Annotated in this window: 11 protein-coding genes; 7 read left to right on the top strand and 4 right to left on the bottom strand. The window is 73.6% G+C overall.

The features are described 5' to 3' along the window. Positions 1–41 precede the first annotated feature (41 nt). Positions 42–482 (top strand): ATP-binding protein, encoded by a 441-nt coding sequence (locus AC07GB_RS01205; RefSeq protein WP_478841135.1) that lies wholly within the window; start codon positions 42–44, stop codon positions 480–482. On the opposite strand, the gene AC07GB_RS01200 is transcribed toward AC07GB_RS01205, so the two are convergent. Continuing rightward, a complete protein-coding gene (locus tag AC07GB_RS01200; protein WP_478841134.1) occupies positions 479–1,192 on the bottom strand; it encodes a TetR/AcrR family transcriptional regulator in 714 nt (237 codons plus the stop codon). The two genes, AC07GB_RS01205 and AC07GB_RS01200, sit on opposite strands and share 4 nt — an antisense overlap. A gap of 150 nt (positions 1,193–1,342) precedes the next feature. Here AC07GB_RS01200 and AC07GB_RS01195 point away from each other — a divergent pair, with 150 nt between their 5' ends. The 6 genes from AC07GB_RS01195 (at position 1,343) to AC07GB_RS01170 (ending at position 9,099) form a co-directional block, all read left to right on the top strand. Continuing rightward, a complete protein-coding gene (locus AC07GB_RS01195; protein WP_478841133.1) occupies positions 1,343–3,025 on the top strand; it encodes an MFS transporter in 1,683 nt (560 codons plus the stop codon). Positions 3,026–3,199: 174 nt separating this feature from the next. Beyond that, positions 3,200–4,861: an AAA family ATPase gene (locus tag AC07GB_RS01190; protein ID WP_478841132.1), complete on the top strand. Its 1,662-nt coding sequence runs from the start codon at positions 3,200–3,202 to the stop codon at positions 4,859–4,861. An 86-nt stretch (positions 4,862–4,947) separates the two neighbouring features. Then, the gene (locus tag AC07GB_RS01185; protein WP_478841131.1) at positions 4,948–5,832 is read left to right on the top strand and encodes an NAD(P)-dependent oxidoreductase; all 885 of its coding nucleotides are present in this window, start codon (positions 4,948–4,950) and stop codon (positions 5,830–5,832) included. Positions 5,833–5,884: 52 nt separating this feature from the next. Next, complete coding sequence (locus AC07GB_RS01180; RefSeq protein ID WP_478841130.1) at positions 5,885–6,301, top strand: MerR family transcriptional regulator; 417 nt, start codon at positions 5,885–5,887, stop codon at positions 6,299–6,301. A 13-nt stretch (positions 6,302–6,314) separates the two neighbouring features. Continuing rightward, the gene (locus tag AC07GB_RS01175) at positions 6,315–6,659 is read left to right on the top strand and encodes a thioredoxin family protein (protein ID WP_478841129.1); all 345 of its coding nucleotides are present in this window, start codon (positions 6,315–6,317) and stop codon (positions 6,657–6,659) included. 187 nt (positions 6,660–6,846) lie between these two features. Beyond that, positions 6,847–9,099: a HelD family protein gene (locus tag AC07GB_RS01170; protein WP_478841128.1), complete on the top strand. Its 2,253-nt coding sequence runs from the start codon at positions 6,847–6,849 to the stop codon at positions 9,097–9,099. Between the two features lie 55 nt (positions 9,100–9,154). Here AC07GB_RS01170 and AC07GB_RS01165 read toward each other — a convergent pair whose 3' ends face one another. The 3 genes from AC07GB_RS01165 to AC07GB_RS01155 all read right to left on the bottom strand — a co-directional run bounded on the left by AC07GB_RS01165 (position 9,155) and on the right by AC07GB_RS01155 (position 14,068). Beyond that, a complete protein-coding gene (locus AC07GB_RS01165; RefSeq protein ID WP_478841127.1) occupies positions 9,155–10,081 on the bottom strand; it encodes a PIG-L deacetylase family protein in 927 nt (308 codons plus the stop codon). Between the two features lie 92 nt (positions 10,082–10,173). Beyond that, a complete protein-coding gene (gene glgB / locus AC07GB_RS01160) occupies positions 10,174–12,579 on the bottom strand; it encodes a 1,4-alpha-glucan branching enzyme (RefSeq protein ID WP_478841126.1) in 2,406 nt (801 codons plus the stop codon). Positions 12,580–12,616: 37 nt separating this feature from the next. Further along, positions 12,617–14,068 carry a maltokinase N-terminal cap-like domain-containing protein gene (locus AC07GB_RS01155; protein WP_478841125.1) on the bottom strand — a complete coding sequence of 484 codons (1,452 nt, stop codon included), beginning with the start codon at positions 14,066–14,068 and terminating at the stop codon, positions 12,617–12,619. Positions 14,069–14,213: the final 145 nt, after the last annotated feature.

Below are 14,213 nucleotides of genomic sequence, written 5' to 3'. Positions count from 1 at the left end.
TTCGATTGAAGTCGAACGTGCAAGCTCGGGACCGTAGGCCCATGACAAACCCCACGGAACTTCCACCCCCACCAGCGGTACAGCTGGCGCGCGCCTGGGCCACCAGCTACCCGATGACCCCGGCGGCCCCGGCCCTCGCCCGCAAGGGCACGCGGCTGCGGCTCGACGCATGGGAATGGCGCGGCGACGCCGACGACGCTGTCCTGGTCGTCTCCGAGCTGGTCGCCAACGCCGCCCGGCACGGGCGCGTCACGGGGCACCACCTGTGGCTACGGCTCGCCGTCACGGAGAGCGGCGCCCTGGTCGTCGACGTGTCGGACCCCGTAGGGGAGTTCCCCGGCTTCGACGCGGCAGGCCCGTCACCCACGGGGGAGGGCGGCCGGGGACTGCTCGTCGTACGCCAACTCGCCCAGGACGTGGGCTGGTTCCCCCGCCAGGGACAGGGCAAGACGGTCCGGGCGCTGCTGGCCCGCAGGGGCTAGAGCCCGTCCACCAGCGCCGTGGCCTCCGGCAGGGGGAGGCCCGCTGCCGTGAGGAACGTGATGGGGGCCGCGCGGCCTGCCTCCTCCGAGCCGATGACCCCGGCGTTCACCGCCTCCATCAGGCCGAAGACGATGCTCTCCAGGACGTAGACCAGGGCGCGCGGCGGCACCGAGGTGGTGAAACGGCCCTCGTCCAGGGCCCGTTGGAACATCGCCTCGCCCGCCGCGTTCATCGGCGCCAGGCGTTCGCGGATGCCGTCCATGGTCACCGCGCGCTGCGCCAGGGACAGCAGCAGGCGGTAGCGGTCGGTGACGCGCCAGACGCCGAGCATCGCGGCGGCCACGGCACGCGCCGGGTCCTCCGCGTTCGCGTAGGCGGCGGAGTGCGCGGCCATCACCGCTTCCACGGCCTCGTCGAGGAGCGCGGTGATCAGCGCGTCCCGGCTCGGGAAGTGGCCGTAGACCGTGCGGCGCACCACCCCGGCGCCCCGCGCGATCTGGTCCATGGACGCGTCCGGGTCCCGGGTCAGCTCGGCGTAGGCGACATCGAGGATGCGGCGGCGATTCGCGTCGGCGCGCGCCGTGGCGGCGGACCCGGCGGCCCTGGGGGACCCGGCAGCGGCCCCGGCGACGGGCCCGGCGGCCCCGGCGGCGGCCCCGGCGGCCCCGGCGGCAGCACCCCGCGACGACATCGGCTTCGTACGGCTCATGGCGCCATTGTGCCGCCCACCCCCGTATTTGCACACTGCTGTGCAAGAAGGCACCCTTGAGCTAGATTGCACACCGCCGTGCAATTACACATCGGTGTGCAAGTTACTGGACCGCGTACATGCTCGACGTACTCCGAGGGGTGGGCCACGATGCCTTTGTTGATCAATGAGCCGGTGGAGCGGATGGACCGGCCCTACGCGCGCCGCTGGTGGGCGCTGCTGGTCCTGTGCCTGAGCCTGCTGATCGCCGTCATGGCGAACACCGCCCTGACGGTGGCGGCGCCCGACATGACCCGCGACCTCGACCTCAGCAGCTCCGACCTGCAATGGGTCATCGACGCGTACACCGTCCCGTACGCCGCCCTGATGCTGCTCTTCGGCGCGATCGGCGACAAGTACAGCCGGCGCGGCGCGCTCGTGCTCGGGCTGCTCGTCCTCAGCGCGGGCGCGGGTGCCGGGGCGCTCGCCGACAGCTCGACGGCCGTCATCGTCGCGCGCGGCGTGATGGGCGTGGGCGCGGCGATGATCATGCCCGCGACGCTCTCCCTGCTCGCGGCCACGTTCCCGCGCCAGGAGCGCGCCAAGGCGATCACGCTGTGGGCGGCCACGTCCGGCATCGCCATCGCGGCGGGCCCGCTGATCGCGGGCATGCTCCTGGAGGACTACGGCTGGGCGTCGACGTTCCTCATCGACATCCCCGTGGCAGCCGTCGCGATCATCGGCGCGTTCGTGCTCGTACCGCCGTCGAAGTCCTCGGCGGCGGGGCGCATCGACTACGTGGGCGGGCTCCTCTCCGTCGTCTGGATCGGCGCGCTCATCTACATGATCATTGAGGGGCCCGGCTTCGGGTGGGGTGCCAGTGCCATCGGCGCGGCCGTGGTCGCCGCCGTCGGCCTCGTCCTCTTCGTCGTCCGGGAGCTGCGCCACCCGCGCCCCGTCCTGGACGTCCGCAAGTTCGCCCGGCGCGGCTTCTCCGGCGCCAACCTCGCGGTGGCCCTGTTCTTCGTGGCCGCGTTCGGCGCCTTCTACTTCCTGACGCAGCACCTCCAGTTCGTCCTGGAGTACGACCCGCTGGAGACGGGCGTGCGCATGCTGCCGCTCGCGGGCGCGGTGTTCGTGGGCTCCGCGCTCACCGGCTTCCTCACGCCGAGGCTCGGCGCGAAGGTGATGGTCACCGCGGGCATGGTCGGCGGCACCACGGCCCTGGCCCTGCTCACCACCACCGACGCGGCGACGTCGTACGGGGACTTCGTGCTGCCCCTCGTCGTCCTCGGCCTGTCGATGGGCCTGGCGGTCTCGCCCTGCACGGACGCGATCATGGGCGCCTTCCCGGAGTCGGACCTTGGTGTCGGCGGAGCCGTCAACGACACCTCGCTCGAACTGGGCGGCTCCCTCGGCATCGCCGTCCTCGGCTCGGTCCTCGGCACCTCGTACGCCGACGGTCTCGCCGACGAGACCGCGGGCAGCAAGCTCCCGGCGTCCGCTCTTGAGCAGGCCCAGGACTCCGTGGGCGCGGGCGGCGGTGTCGCCCAGGCCGTCGGGCAGCAGGCGCGGCACCTCGCCGAGCAGGCCGCGGGCGCGAACTCCCCGCGGAAGGCCGCCGAGCTGAAGGCCCAGGCCGCCGAACTCGCGCAGGGCGCCGAGCAGATGAAGCACGCCGTCGGCACCTCCTTCTCCGACGCGGTGGCCCACACCAGCCTGGTCGGCGCGGTCATCCTCGGCGTGGGCACGCTGGTGGTGGCCCTGCTGCTGCCGAGGAAGCGGCAGGAGCCCGCGCCCCAGGCCGACGCGCCGGCGCGGGACACGGCGAGGGAACCCGTGTCACACCGCTGACGCCACCGCGGCGCGCCCCGGCCCGCCGTCCGCGAATCGGCGCTGACGACACCGCGGCGCGCCCCCGCCCCTCCCGCCCACGAAATGGCGTTGACGGCGGCGAACAGCCCCCGCCACGCTGGAAGACCTCGGGCCGCCCGACCAGCGGCCGTGGCACGACGGGGGAGCACACCCATGACCACACGGATCGTCTCCAGCGGCCCCGGCGACGAGGGCGCGCCGGGCAGCGAGCAGGCCGAGCTGGAGCGGGTCGGCGAGCTGTTCACGAAGTTCGTCGAGGCCGTGGCGCGCCGCCCGCGCACCGAGGGTGACGGCGAGCGCGACCTCACCGCCCGCCTGCGCCGGCACCTCGGCGTCGAGCCGGGCCAGGCCCCGGTGGTGAAGGCCGCGTACGCGCCCTACGACCACCCGAACGTGCACCTGGCCCTGGAGCGCTGGTTCGGCGCCGCGTCGCGCTCGTACGAGCTGATCGGCATGACCGGCGCCGACCACCGCGGCCACTACACGCTGTCCGAGATCCTCGAATCCGCCAGCCGCTACGACAGGTTCGTGATCGGCGCCGTCGACTACGCGCACCTGCCCGTGTCCCCGGACGCCGAACTGGCCTGCGTGTCCTTCGGGTTCTACCTCGGCACCGAGCGCACCGCGGACGGCCGCGAGGAGCGCTGCGTCGTGCTCCTGCGCGGCCCGGGCCGCGAGTACGGCCACGACATGGTCCAGCTCGAAGTCCTCGCCGCGGACCGCGACACCGCGAAGCGGCTGCTGGCCGGGGTCGACGCGCTGATCCGCGAGCACAACGTGCTGCGGGGCCAGGTCCTGTCCTTCGAAGGCGGTGACTTCAGCGAAGGCCTCGGACCGTTCCGCTTCCACCGGCGCCCGGACCTGGACCGCGACGGCATCGTCCTGCCGGAGGGGCTCCTGGACCGCGTCGAGCGGCACGTCGTGGGCGTGGCCCGGCAGCGCGAGCGGCTGCTCGCCGCGGGCCAGCACCTGCGGCGCGGCCTGCTCCTGTACGGGCCGCCCGGCACGGGCAAGACCCACACCATCCGCTATCTGCTCTCGGGCATGCCGGACTTCACCGTCGTGCTGCTCTCCGGCGTCACGATCGGCGCGATCGGCCCGGCCTGCGCGCTCGCCCGCATGCTCCAGCCCGCGCTCGTCGTCCTGGAGGACTGCGACCTCGTCGCCGAGGCCCGGGACTACGGGGACGGCGAACAGCCCCTGCTCTTCCAGGTCCTGAACGAGATGGACGGCCTCGGTGACGACGCCGACGTGGCCTTCCTGCTCACCACCAACCGCGCCGACCTCCTGGAGCCCGCCCTGGTGCAGCGCCCGGGCCGCGTGGACCTCGCGGTGGAGATCCCGCTGCCCGACGCGGCGGGCCGTCGTCGGCTGCTCGCCCTGTACGGCGACGGGCTCGGCCTCGACGAGGCGTTCGCCGACGAGGTCGTCGCGCGCACGGAGGGCACGACGGCGTCCTTCACCAAGGAGCTGGTCCGGCGCGCGGTCCTCATCGCCGCGGAGCGCGACGCGGCCCGCACGGAGCCCGGGGACGTACGCGCGGCTCTGGACGAACTCCTGTCGGACCGCGACCTGCTGACACGCCGTCTGCTGGGCGTGCCGGGCGACGAAGAGGACGACGAGGACGGTGAGGACGACGGCGACGACGGCGACGACGGATACGGATACGGGGACGACGACGATGACGACGAGGGCCCCGACGTCGGCCCCGGTCTCCGCCGCGGGGACCTGCCCGACCACTTCCCCGGCCCGGGACGCCTCGGTGCGAACGGCGGCGCGTTCTTCACCCGGGCCTCGTACCGCCCGCTGCGCTGACGCGCCCCCATGCTTACCAAAAGGTGAGTACCTGACCAAATAGTCGGTACTTGTAGCCGCGTACGTACTCACCAAGCATGGGGGGCATGCAGAACGACACCCACCCCAAGACCTCTGTCACCGTCATCGGCCTCGGCGCCATGGGCCGGGCCCTCGCCGGAGCGTTCCTCGACGCCGGCCATCCGACGACCGTCTGGAACCGCTCGGCGGGCAAGGGCGAGGACCTCGTCGCCCGGGGTGCCGTCCGCGCGGCGAGCGCCGCCGAGGCCGTGCGCGCGAGCGAGCTGGTCGTCGTGTGTGTCGTCGACTACGACGCCTCCGCGGCCGTCCTCGAACCGCTCGCCGCCGACCTCGCCGGGCGCACTCTGGTGAACCTCACCTCCGACACCCCCGAGCGCGCCCGGAACGCCGCGAAGTGGGCCGCCGCGGCGGGCGTCGACTACCTGGACGGCGCGGTGATGGTGCCCACGTCCGTCGTCGGCACGCCGGACGCGCTGCTCTTCCACGCGGGCCCGCGTGCCGCGTACGACAAGCACGAGCAGGCCCTCAAGGCGCTCGGCGGGCACACGACGTACGTCGGTGAGGACCACGGCCTCGCCGCCGTGTACGACCTGTCGCTGCTCGACTACTTCTGGACCGCGATGTCCGGCGTCGTGCACGCCTTGGCGCTGGCGACGGCGGAGGGCGTCCCGGCCGCCGCGCTCGCCCCCTTCCTCAAGGCGAACGCCGGTCTCGTCACCTCCCTCGTCGACGAGATGGCGGGGCAGGTCGACTCCGGCAGCTACCCGGGCGCGGAGGCGAACCTGGTGATGGAGGTGGCGGGCATCGACCACATCGTGCACGCCGCCGAGCACCGCGGCCTCGACACCTCCGTGCTGCGCGCCGTGAACGCGGTGGCCCGGCGCGGCGTCGACCTGGGCCACGGCGCCGACGACTGGACGGCGACGGTGGAGGCGGTCCGCAAGCCCTGACCCCGCGCGGATCGCTGGCCTTGACGCCGACGTCAAGGGTTACGGTCGCGGCATGCGCATCGGCGAACTCGCGTCACGGGTGGGGACGACCACGCGGACGCTGCGGTACTACGAGTCGCGGGGGCTGTTGCCCGCGCGGCGGGACGGCAACGGCCATCGCGCCTACGACGAGGGCGACGTCCGGCTCCTGGAGCAGATCAGGACGCTCCAGGACTTCGGCTTCGACCTGGAGGAGACCCGGCCGTTCGTGGAGTGCCTGCGGTCCGGGCACCCGGCGGGCGACTCCTGTCCGGCGTCGGTGGCCGTGTACCGCCGCAAGCTGGCCGAAATCGACGCCCTGATCGGAGAGTTGGGCGCGGTGCGCGCGCAGGTCGGCGCGCAGCTGGCGCGGGCCGAGCGGGCGCTGCGGGAGCTGGCGGCCGACGCGGAGGCTCCGGGTGGTCCGGAGCCGCGGTGCGAACTGACGTAAGGGGTGGACGGGCATGAGTGGTGTGCGGGCCGAGGGTGTGGCCGAGGTGACGGACGGGGATTTCGGGTTCGAGGTGCTGAGCGGTGAGCGGCCGGTGCTCGTGCAGTTCACGGCTGAGTGGTGCGGGCCGTGCCGGCAGCTGGCGCCGGTGCTCGGTGCTCTCGCCGCGGAGGAGGGGGAGCGCCTGAAGGTGGTGCGGATCGATGTGGACCGGAATCCCGAGACGACGATCGCCTATGGGGTGCTTTCCACGCCGACGCTGATGGTGTTCCGTGACGGTGAGCCGGTGTGGCAGGCCGTCGGGGCGCGGGCGAAGCGCAAGCTGGTGGGGGAGCTGACGGGGGCGGGCGTGCTCTGAGCCCTGCCGCCTGACGGAAGCCGGTCCGCCGGAGTCGAGCGGCGGAACAAGAGACAAGCCCCGGGCGTCATTGACGCGCGGGGCTTTTCTCTGCGTATAGTGGATTCTTTCGCATTGCTCTGCGCATTTGGGCGCACGAGTATTGCGGGAATCTGTATAACGACACTGTATCTGGCGAGGGGCTGAATTGTCAACCGAGGAATTGCGGGAAGAGCAGCAATTCGTCTCCGGGCTGTACGCGCGCCTCGACGCGCTGCGCGAGGAGGCCGAGTCTGCCGTGCGCGCGTCGCTCCAGCAGGTCGGCAACGGCCTCCAGGCGCGCCTGGAGCGCGACGTACTGGTGGCCGAGCGCTCCGGGCTGCTCGCCGCGCTCGACTCCAGTGAGAACGGCCTGTGTTTCGGGCGGCTCGCGTTCCGCGACGGCCGCGACCACCACATCGGGCGGATCGGCATCCGCGCCTCCGACACGGAGCGCACGCCGCTCGTCGTCGACTGGCGCGCGGACGTCGCGCGCCCCTTCTACCTCGCCACCGGCCACACCCCGATGGGGCTGCGCAGGCGGCGGCACATCACCACCCGGGGCCGCGAGGTCACCGGTCTGCACGACGAGATCCTCGACCTCGGCGACGCCACGCGCACCGGGCACGAGAGCGCCGACGCCGACGAGGTGCTGCTGGCCGCGCTGGGCTCCGCGCGCACCGGGCGCATGCAGGACATCGTGCGGACCATCCAGGCCGAGCAGGACCGCATCATCCGCGCCCCGCACCGGGGCGTCCTCGTCGTCGAGGGCGGCCCCGGCACCGGCAAGACCGTCGTCGCGCTGCACCGCGCCGCGTACCTGCTGTACGCGCACCGCGAGCTGCTGGCCAAGCGGGCCGTCCTGATCGTCGGGCCCAACCCGGCCTTCCTCGGCTACATCAGCGACGTGCTGCCCGCGCTCGGCGAGACCGGAGTGCTGCTCGCCTCCCTCGGCGAGTTGTTCCCCGGCGTCACGGCGACCGGCACGGACACGCCCGCGGCGGCCGAGGTAAAGGGCCGCGCCGCGATGGCCGACGTGCTGAAGCGGGCCCTGGAGGACCGGCAGCGGCTGCCCGAACCCGGGGCGCCGCTGATCATCGAGCACGACGACGGTGACCTCGTCCTCGACTGGGAGATCGCCTACGAGGCACGGGCCGCGGCCCGCGCGGCCGACCTGCCGCACAACCTCGCGCGGCCCACGTTCGCCTTCCACGTCATCGACGCGCTCACCGCGCAGCTCGCCGAGCGCATCGGCCACGACCCGTACGGCGGGCCCAACTTCCTCGGGCCCGACGACATCGCCCAGCTCGGCAAGGGCATCGCGGCCAGCGCCGAGGTGCACGCGGCGATCGAGGAGCTGTGGCCCGCGCTCACCCCGCAGCGGTTCGTCGCCGACTATCTGGAGGAGCCCGTCCACCTGTCCGAGGCGGACGCCGCCGCCGTGCGCCGGGCCCCCGGCGCGGCCTGGACGCCCGCCGACGTGCCGCTGCTCGACGAGGCCGCCGAGCTGCTCGGCAAGGACGACAGCGCTGCCCTTGCCCGCGCGGAGGCGGAGCGGCAGCGGCAGGTCGCGTACGCGCAGGGCGTGCTCGACGTGTCGTACGCCTCGCGTACGTACGAATTCGAGGACAAGGACGAGGAGGACGCCGAGGTCCTGCTCGCGCACGACATCATCGACGCCGAGCGGATGGCCGAGCGGCACGAGGAGGCCGACCACCGCAGCGCGGCCGAGCGGGCCGCCGCCGACCGCACCTGGGCGTTCGGGCACATCATCGTCGACGAGGCGCAGGAGCTGTCCGCGATGGCCTGGCGACTGCTCATGCGGCGCTCCCCGACGCGCTCCATGACGCTGGTCGGCGATCCCGCGCAGACGGCGGAGGCCGGGGGCGTCGGCTCCTGGGCGGACATCCTCGCGCCGTACGTCGAGGACCGGTGGGAGTTCGCGCGGCTCGGCGTCAACTACCGGACCCCCGCGGAGATCATGGCCCTCGCGGCGGAGGTGCCCCGCAGGGCGGGGCGGCCCGGCTTCGAGCCGCCCCGGTCCGTCAGGTCCACCGGCGTCGAGCCCTGGGCGCGGCACGTGCCGGACGGCGACCTCGCGGACGCCGTCGCGCGGGCCGTCGCGGAGGCTCCACGCGAGGGGCGGCTCGCGGTCATCGCCCCCCGTGACCTGCACGCGGAGCTGGCCCCGGAGCTGCCGGGCGTCACCGCGGGGGAGGTGCCCGACCTCACCCGCTCCCTCGTCCTGCTCGATCCCCGGCAGGCCAAGGGGCTCGAATTCGACACGGTCTTTGTCGTCGAGCCGTCCCGCTTTGACACCAGCGACCTGTACGTCGCCCTGACCAGGTCCACCCAGCGCCTGGCCCTGCTGCACACGGCACCGCTCCCGGAGACGCTGCCGCCGGACCTCGCCGCCGGCTGACCCCGCCGGCCGGGCCCGCCCTCCCCGGGGCCGGGCCCGGCACGCGGCCCGCGCGCTACTTGCCCCGGCCGGGCTTGTAGCGGGACGGCAGCGCGTACACGAACTCCCTCGGGTCGCTGTAGGCCTGCTCCAGCATGGTGGGCACGCTGTGGTACCCGGCGGTGTAGAGGTTCCGGTTCGGGTCCCAGGTGTTGTACGCGAGGATCGCGGCCCGCTTCTTCGCCATGTGCGCGGACGGGATGTGGAGCACGTGGTCCGCGCCGCGGTCGCGCTGGTCGCGGCCGAACGCCTCGTACGTGTAGATGTGGTTGAAGCGCACGTCCTTCAGTTCGCCGTTCTTCATCAGCCAGTACGCGGCGTCGCTGCACGCCTTGTGCGTGGCGTTCGTGGGCTGGCGCGGGTCGGTGGTGTCGAGCCACCCCGCGGCGAACTTGTGCGAGGCGCCCGGGTACTTCCGGGCGAGCCCGCGGACCTTGTCCATGATCTGCCGGACGAAGGCGTCGTACTCGCTGTCGGTGCCGTAGGCGGTGTCGGAGAGCTTGAAGTTGATGACCTTGTCGACGCCGAGGGCCTTGGCGGACAGGTGGAACTCGGACGTGCGGGCCGAGACCACCTCGGGCGTCGGCCAGGCCTCCTGCCACCCCAGCTCGTGGGTGTGGCCGGGGGCCGAGCACTTGTCGCCCAGGACGCACCGGGGCCGGTTGAGGTACTCCGCGATGCCGCCGTTCTCGCCCCGGGACACGAGCACCAGGTAGACCGGTCGCCCCGCGGCCTTGTGCTCCAGGATGGAGCCGGCCATCCCGATCGCCTCGTCGTCCTGGTGCGGCGAGTAGAAGATCGCGGGGGCCGCGGCCGCCGAGGCGCTCGCGGCACCCAGGGACCCCTGGAAGGCGAGGCCCGCGGCCGTCAGGCCCGCGGCGGCCAGCACCGACCTGCGGGAGGGGCCGGCCGGGTCGGCGCCGTGGTGGTGAGGGACGGTCATGCGGTGACTCCTGCTGTGGACGCGGCTGCTGTGTGTGTCACCACGCTTACAGGGGCCGCTCACGTCCCGCTGACGTCTCGCTGACGCGGGGTTCAGGCCGGGCGGAGCCAGATCGTGGAAAGGGGCGGGAGGGAGAGGAGGAGGGAGGCGGGGTGGTCGTGGGACGGGGTGGGGGTGGGCTTGAGGGGGTCGGGGTTGAGGGTGTCGGCGCCGCCGTATCGCTCCGCGTCCGTGTTGAGGACCTCCACCCACGCCGTGACGTCGTCCGGTACCCCGACGCGGTACTCGTGCCGGACCACGGGGGAGAAGTGGGAGACGGACAGCAGGGGAGAGGTGCCCGCCGCGCCGAAGCGGAGGAAGGCGAAGACGTTGTCCTCGGCGGCGTCACCCACCACCCAGGCGAAGCCCTCGGGCTCCGTGTCGCGCTGCCACAGGGCGGGCTCGGCGCGGTAGCGGGTGTTGAGGTCGCGGACCAGGTCCCGCACGCCCCGGTGGTCCGCCTCCGCCCCGTACGCCGGATCGAGCAGCCACCAGTCGGGGCCGTGGCTCTCCGACCACTCCGCGCCCTGCGCGAACTCCTGCCCCATGAAGAGGAGCTGCTTGCCGGGGTGGGCCCACATGAAGGCCAGGTACGCCCGGTGGTTCGCGCGCTGCCGCCACCAGTCGCCCGGCATCTTCGACACCAGGGACCGCTTGCCGTGCACGACCTCGTCGTGCGAGATGGGAAGGACGTAGTTCTCGCTGTAGGCGTACACCATCGAGAACGTCATCTCGTGGTGGTGGTGCTTGCGGTGGACGGGGTCCTTGGCCATGTAGCCCAGCGAGTCGTGCATCCAGCCCATGTTCCACTTCAGGCCGAAGCCGAGGCCGCCGAAGCCGCCGGGTCCCGCGTGGTGGGTCGCGCGGGTCACGCCGTCCCACGCGGTGGACTCCTCGGCGATCGTGACCACGCCGGGCGAGCGGCGGTACACGGTGGCGTTCATCTCCTGGAGGAAGGCCACCGCGTCCAGGTTCTCGCGGCCGCCGTGGGCGTTCGGCGTCCACTGGCCGTGCTCGCGCGAGTAGTCGAGGTACAGCATGGACGCGACGGCGTCCACGCGCAGGCCGTCGATGTGGTACTCCTCGCACCAGTAACTGGCGTTGGCGACGAGGAAGTTGCGCACCTCGGCCCTGCCGTAGTCGAACTCCAGCGTGCCCCAGTCGGGGTGGGCCGCCCGCAACGGGTCCTCGTGCTCGTACAGCGGCCGCCCGTCGAACTCGGCGAGTGCCCAGTCGTCGCGCGGGAAGTGCGCGGGCACCCAGTCCATGAGCACGCCGATCCCGGCCCGGTGCAGCGCGTCCACCAGGTACTTGAAGTCGTCGGGTGTGCCGAGCCGGGCCGTCGGCGCGTAGAAGCCGGTGACCTGGTAGCCCCAGGACCCGCCGAAGGGGTGCTCGGCGACCGGCATCAGCTCCACGTGCGTGAAGCCCAGGTCGCGGACGTAGGCCGGGAGTTGCTCGGCCAGCCGGCGGTAGGTGAGGCCGGGCCGCCAGGACGGCAGGTGCACCTCGTACACGGAGAACGGCGCCCGGTGCGCGGGCGTCTCCTGCCGGCGCCGCAGCCACTCCTCGTCCCGCCACACGTGGTGCGAGGCGTGCACGACGGAGGAGTTGGCCGGGGGCACCTCCGTGCGGCGGGCCAGCGGGTCGGCGCGGAAGGTCATGCTGCCGTCGGGCCGGGTGATCTGGAACTTGTACAGCTCGCCCTCGCCGACCGACGGCACGAACAGCTCCCACACCCCGCTGCCGCCGAGCGACCGCATCGAGGAGCCCGTGCCGTCCCAGTAGTTGAAGTTCCCGACGACGCGCACGCCGAGCGCGTTCGGCGCCCACACCGTGAAGCGGGTACCGATGACGCCCTGGTGCGTCATCGGGTGCGCACCGAGCGCCTCCCACAGCTGCTCGTGCCGGCCCTCGCCGATCAGGTGCAGGTCGAGTTCGCCGAGCGCGGGCAGGAACCGGTACGCGTCGTGGGTGTCCCACTCCGTCCCGTCGTACGTGATGTGCAGGCGGTAGTCCTGGGGGACCTCGCGCAGCGGTAGGACGGCCGAGAAGAAGCCGTCGCCGTCGTCGAGCAGTTCGGCGCGTACGTCCCCGATGACGGCGGTCACGGCGCGTGCGTGGGGCCGCAGGGCGCGGAACGCCACCCCACCGGGCACGGCGTGCGCGCCGAGCACCCCGTGCGGATCGTGGTGCGTGCCGGTCAGGAGCCGGACGCGGTCGGCCTCGGGCACGGGGGAGGGGGCCGGTGGCTGCGCGGTCTTCCCGGGGGGCGGTGCCACCGGCTGCGCAGGCGCCTTCGCCGCGGCCTTCCGCTTCGCCGGGGCCTTCTTCGCGGCGGCCGTCTTCTTGACGGCGGCCGTCTTCTTCCTGGTCCGCTTGGCGGCAGGCTGGCGCGGTGGTGTGACCTCGGGGTCGGGTTCGTTCTGCGGGGCTGAGGAGGGGGGACGGCGGGTCACGGAGGCGGCCTCCTGTCCGAAGGGCGTGGGAAGCGGGTCAGCGGGCGTCGTCGGGGCGGCAGGACGCGCCGGTGCTCCGGCGCGGGCCCGCGGCGTCCGCGGCGAGCTGGTCGAGGGCGGCGAGGGGGACCGGCAGCCAGTCGGGGCGGTGGCGGGCCTCGTACACCGCCTCGTAGACCGCCTTGTCGGTCTCGTGGGCGCGCAGGAGCACCGGCTCGGTGCGCGGGTCGCGGCCCGCGACGTCGGCGTAGCCCGTGCAGTACGCGGCCCGGCAGGCGTCCGCCCAGCGGGGGGCCCACGGGCGGAAGGAGCGGGCGGCGTAGTCGAAGGAGCGCAGCATGCCCGCCACGTCGCGGGCGGCGGGCTGCGGCATGCGGCGCTCGGCGAGCGGCCGCGCGGGCTCGCCCTCGAAGTCGATGAGGGACCAGAAGCCCGACGGCGCCCGCAGGCACTGGCCCAGGTGCAGATCGCCGTGGACGCGCTGGGCCGTCCACGCGGTGCCGCTGTGGGTGCCGAGATCGGCGAGCGCCTGGTACGCGGTGCGCAGCGCGGGCTCGTACGGGCGCAGGGCGGGCACCGCGCGGGCGGCGGCCTCCAGGCGCTCGGTCATGCCGCGGGCGAGCAGCTCCACCTGGGCGCGGCCGAGCGACACGGTGGGCAGGGCCGCGGCGAGGGCCGCGTGCACCTCGGCGGTGGCGCGGCCGAGCGCCCGGGCCTCGGCGCCGAAGTCCTCGCCCTTGGCGAGGGCTTGCAGGGCCAGCTCCCAGCCGTCGCAGGCGCCGCGCACGTACGGCTGGAGGACACCGAGCACCAGCGGCTCGTCGGCGGAGTCGGCCGTCAGCCAGGCGGCGGGCGCGGGCACGCGGGCGCAGCCCTGCCGGGCCAGGGCGAGCGGCAGTTCCAGGTCGGGGTTGACGCCGGGCACCACCCGGCGGAAGAGCTTGAGTATCAGCGCGTCGCCGTACACCAGCGAGGAGTTGGACTGCTCGACGCCGCACGTGCGCGGGGCGAGCGAGGGCGGTATGTCGGTGTGCTCGGCGCGGGCGAAGCGCAGCACGCCGAGCCGCCCGGGCAGCCGCAGGCGCTCCAGGAGCAGCCCGGTCAGGCGCGGGTCGAGCAGCGCCTCGTAGACGGTCCTGCCCGCGAGCGCGCCCTGGGTGACGTGGCCGATGAGGGCGGGCGCGAGCGGCGGCGGCAGCTCGTCCCGCACCCCGAGCAGGAGCTGGTAGCAGTCGGCGGGCAGCTCGTGGTCGGCCGCCGTGTCCGGCCCGGCGAGCAGCGGCTGGCGCACCCGGATCAGCAGGTGCAGCAGGCCGGGGTCCGCCCCGGGCGGCAGGAGTTCCGTCGCCGCCACCAGCTCGAAGCCCGTGACGGGGCGGCCCTTGCCCGCGAACCACCGCTGGCGCGGCAGCCAGCCGCGAAGCAGCGGGTCGAGCGACGCGATCAGCGCGCCGGCGTGGGCACTGGGGCGGGTGGCGGCTTCCGACATGGCGTCGTGTCCTTTCCGCGCCCTCGACGGGGGGTGTCAAGGGGAGGTGCCGGGGGTGCCGGGCAAGGGCCGTGCCGTGGGCGAGTGCCCGGTGCGGCGCGCCTCACGCCTGCCGCGGGCGGCTTCACGGCACTGTCACGGCGAC

The organism is Streptomyces sp. NPDC045778, from assembly GCF_056431945.1.
The sequence above is the reverse complement of the archived record's forward strand: the minus strand, read 5'-3'. Positions and strand labels throughout refer to the sequence as shown.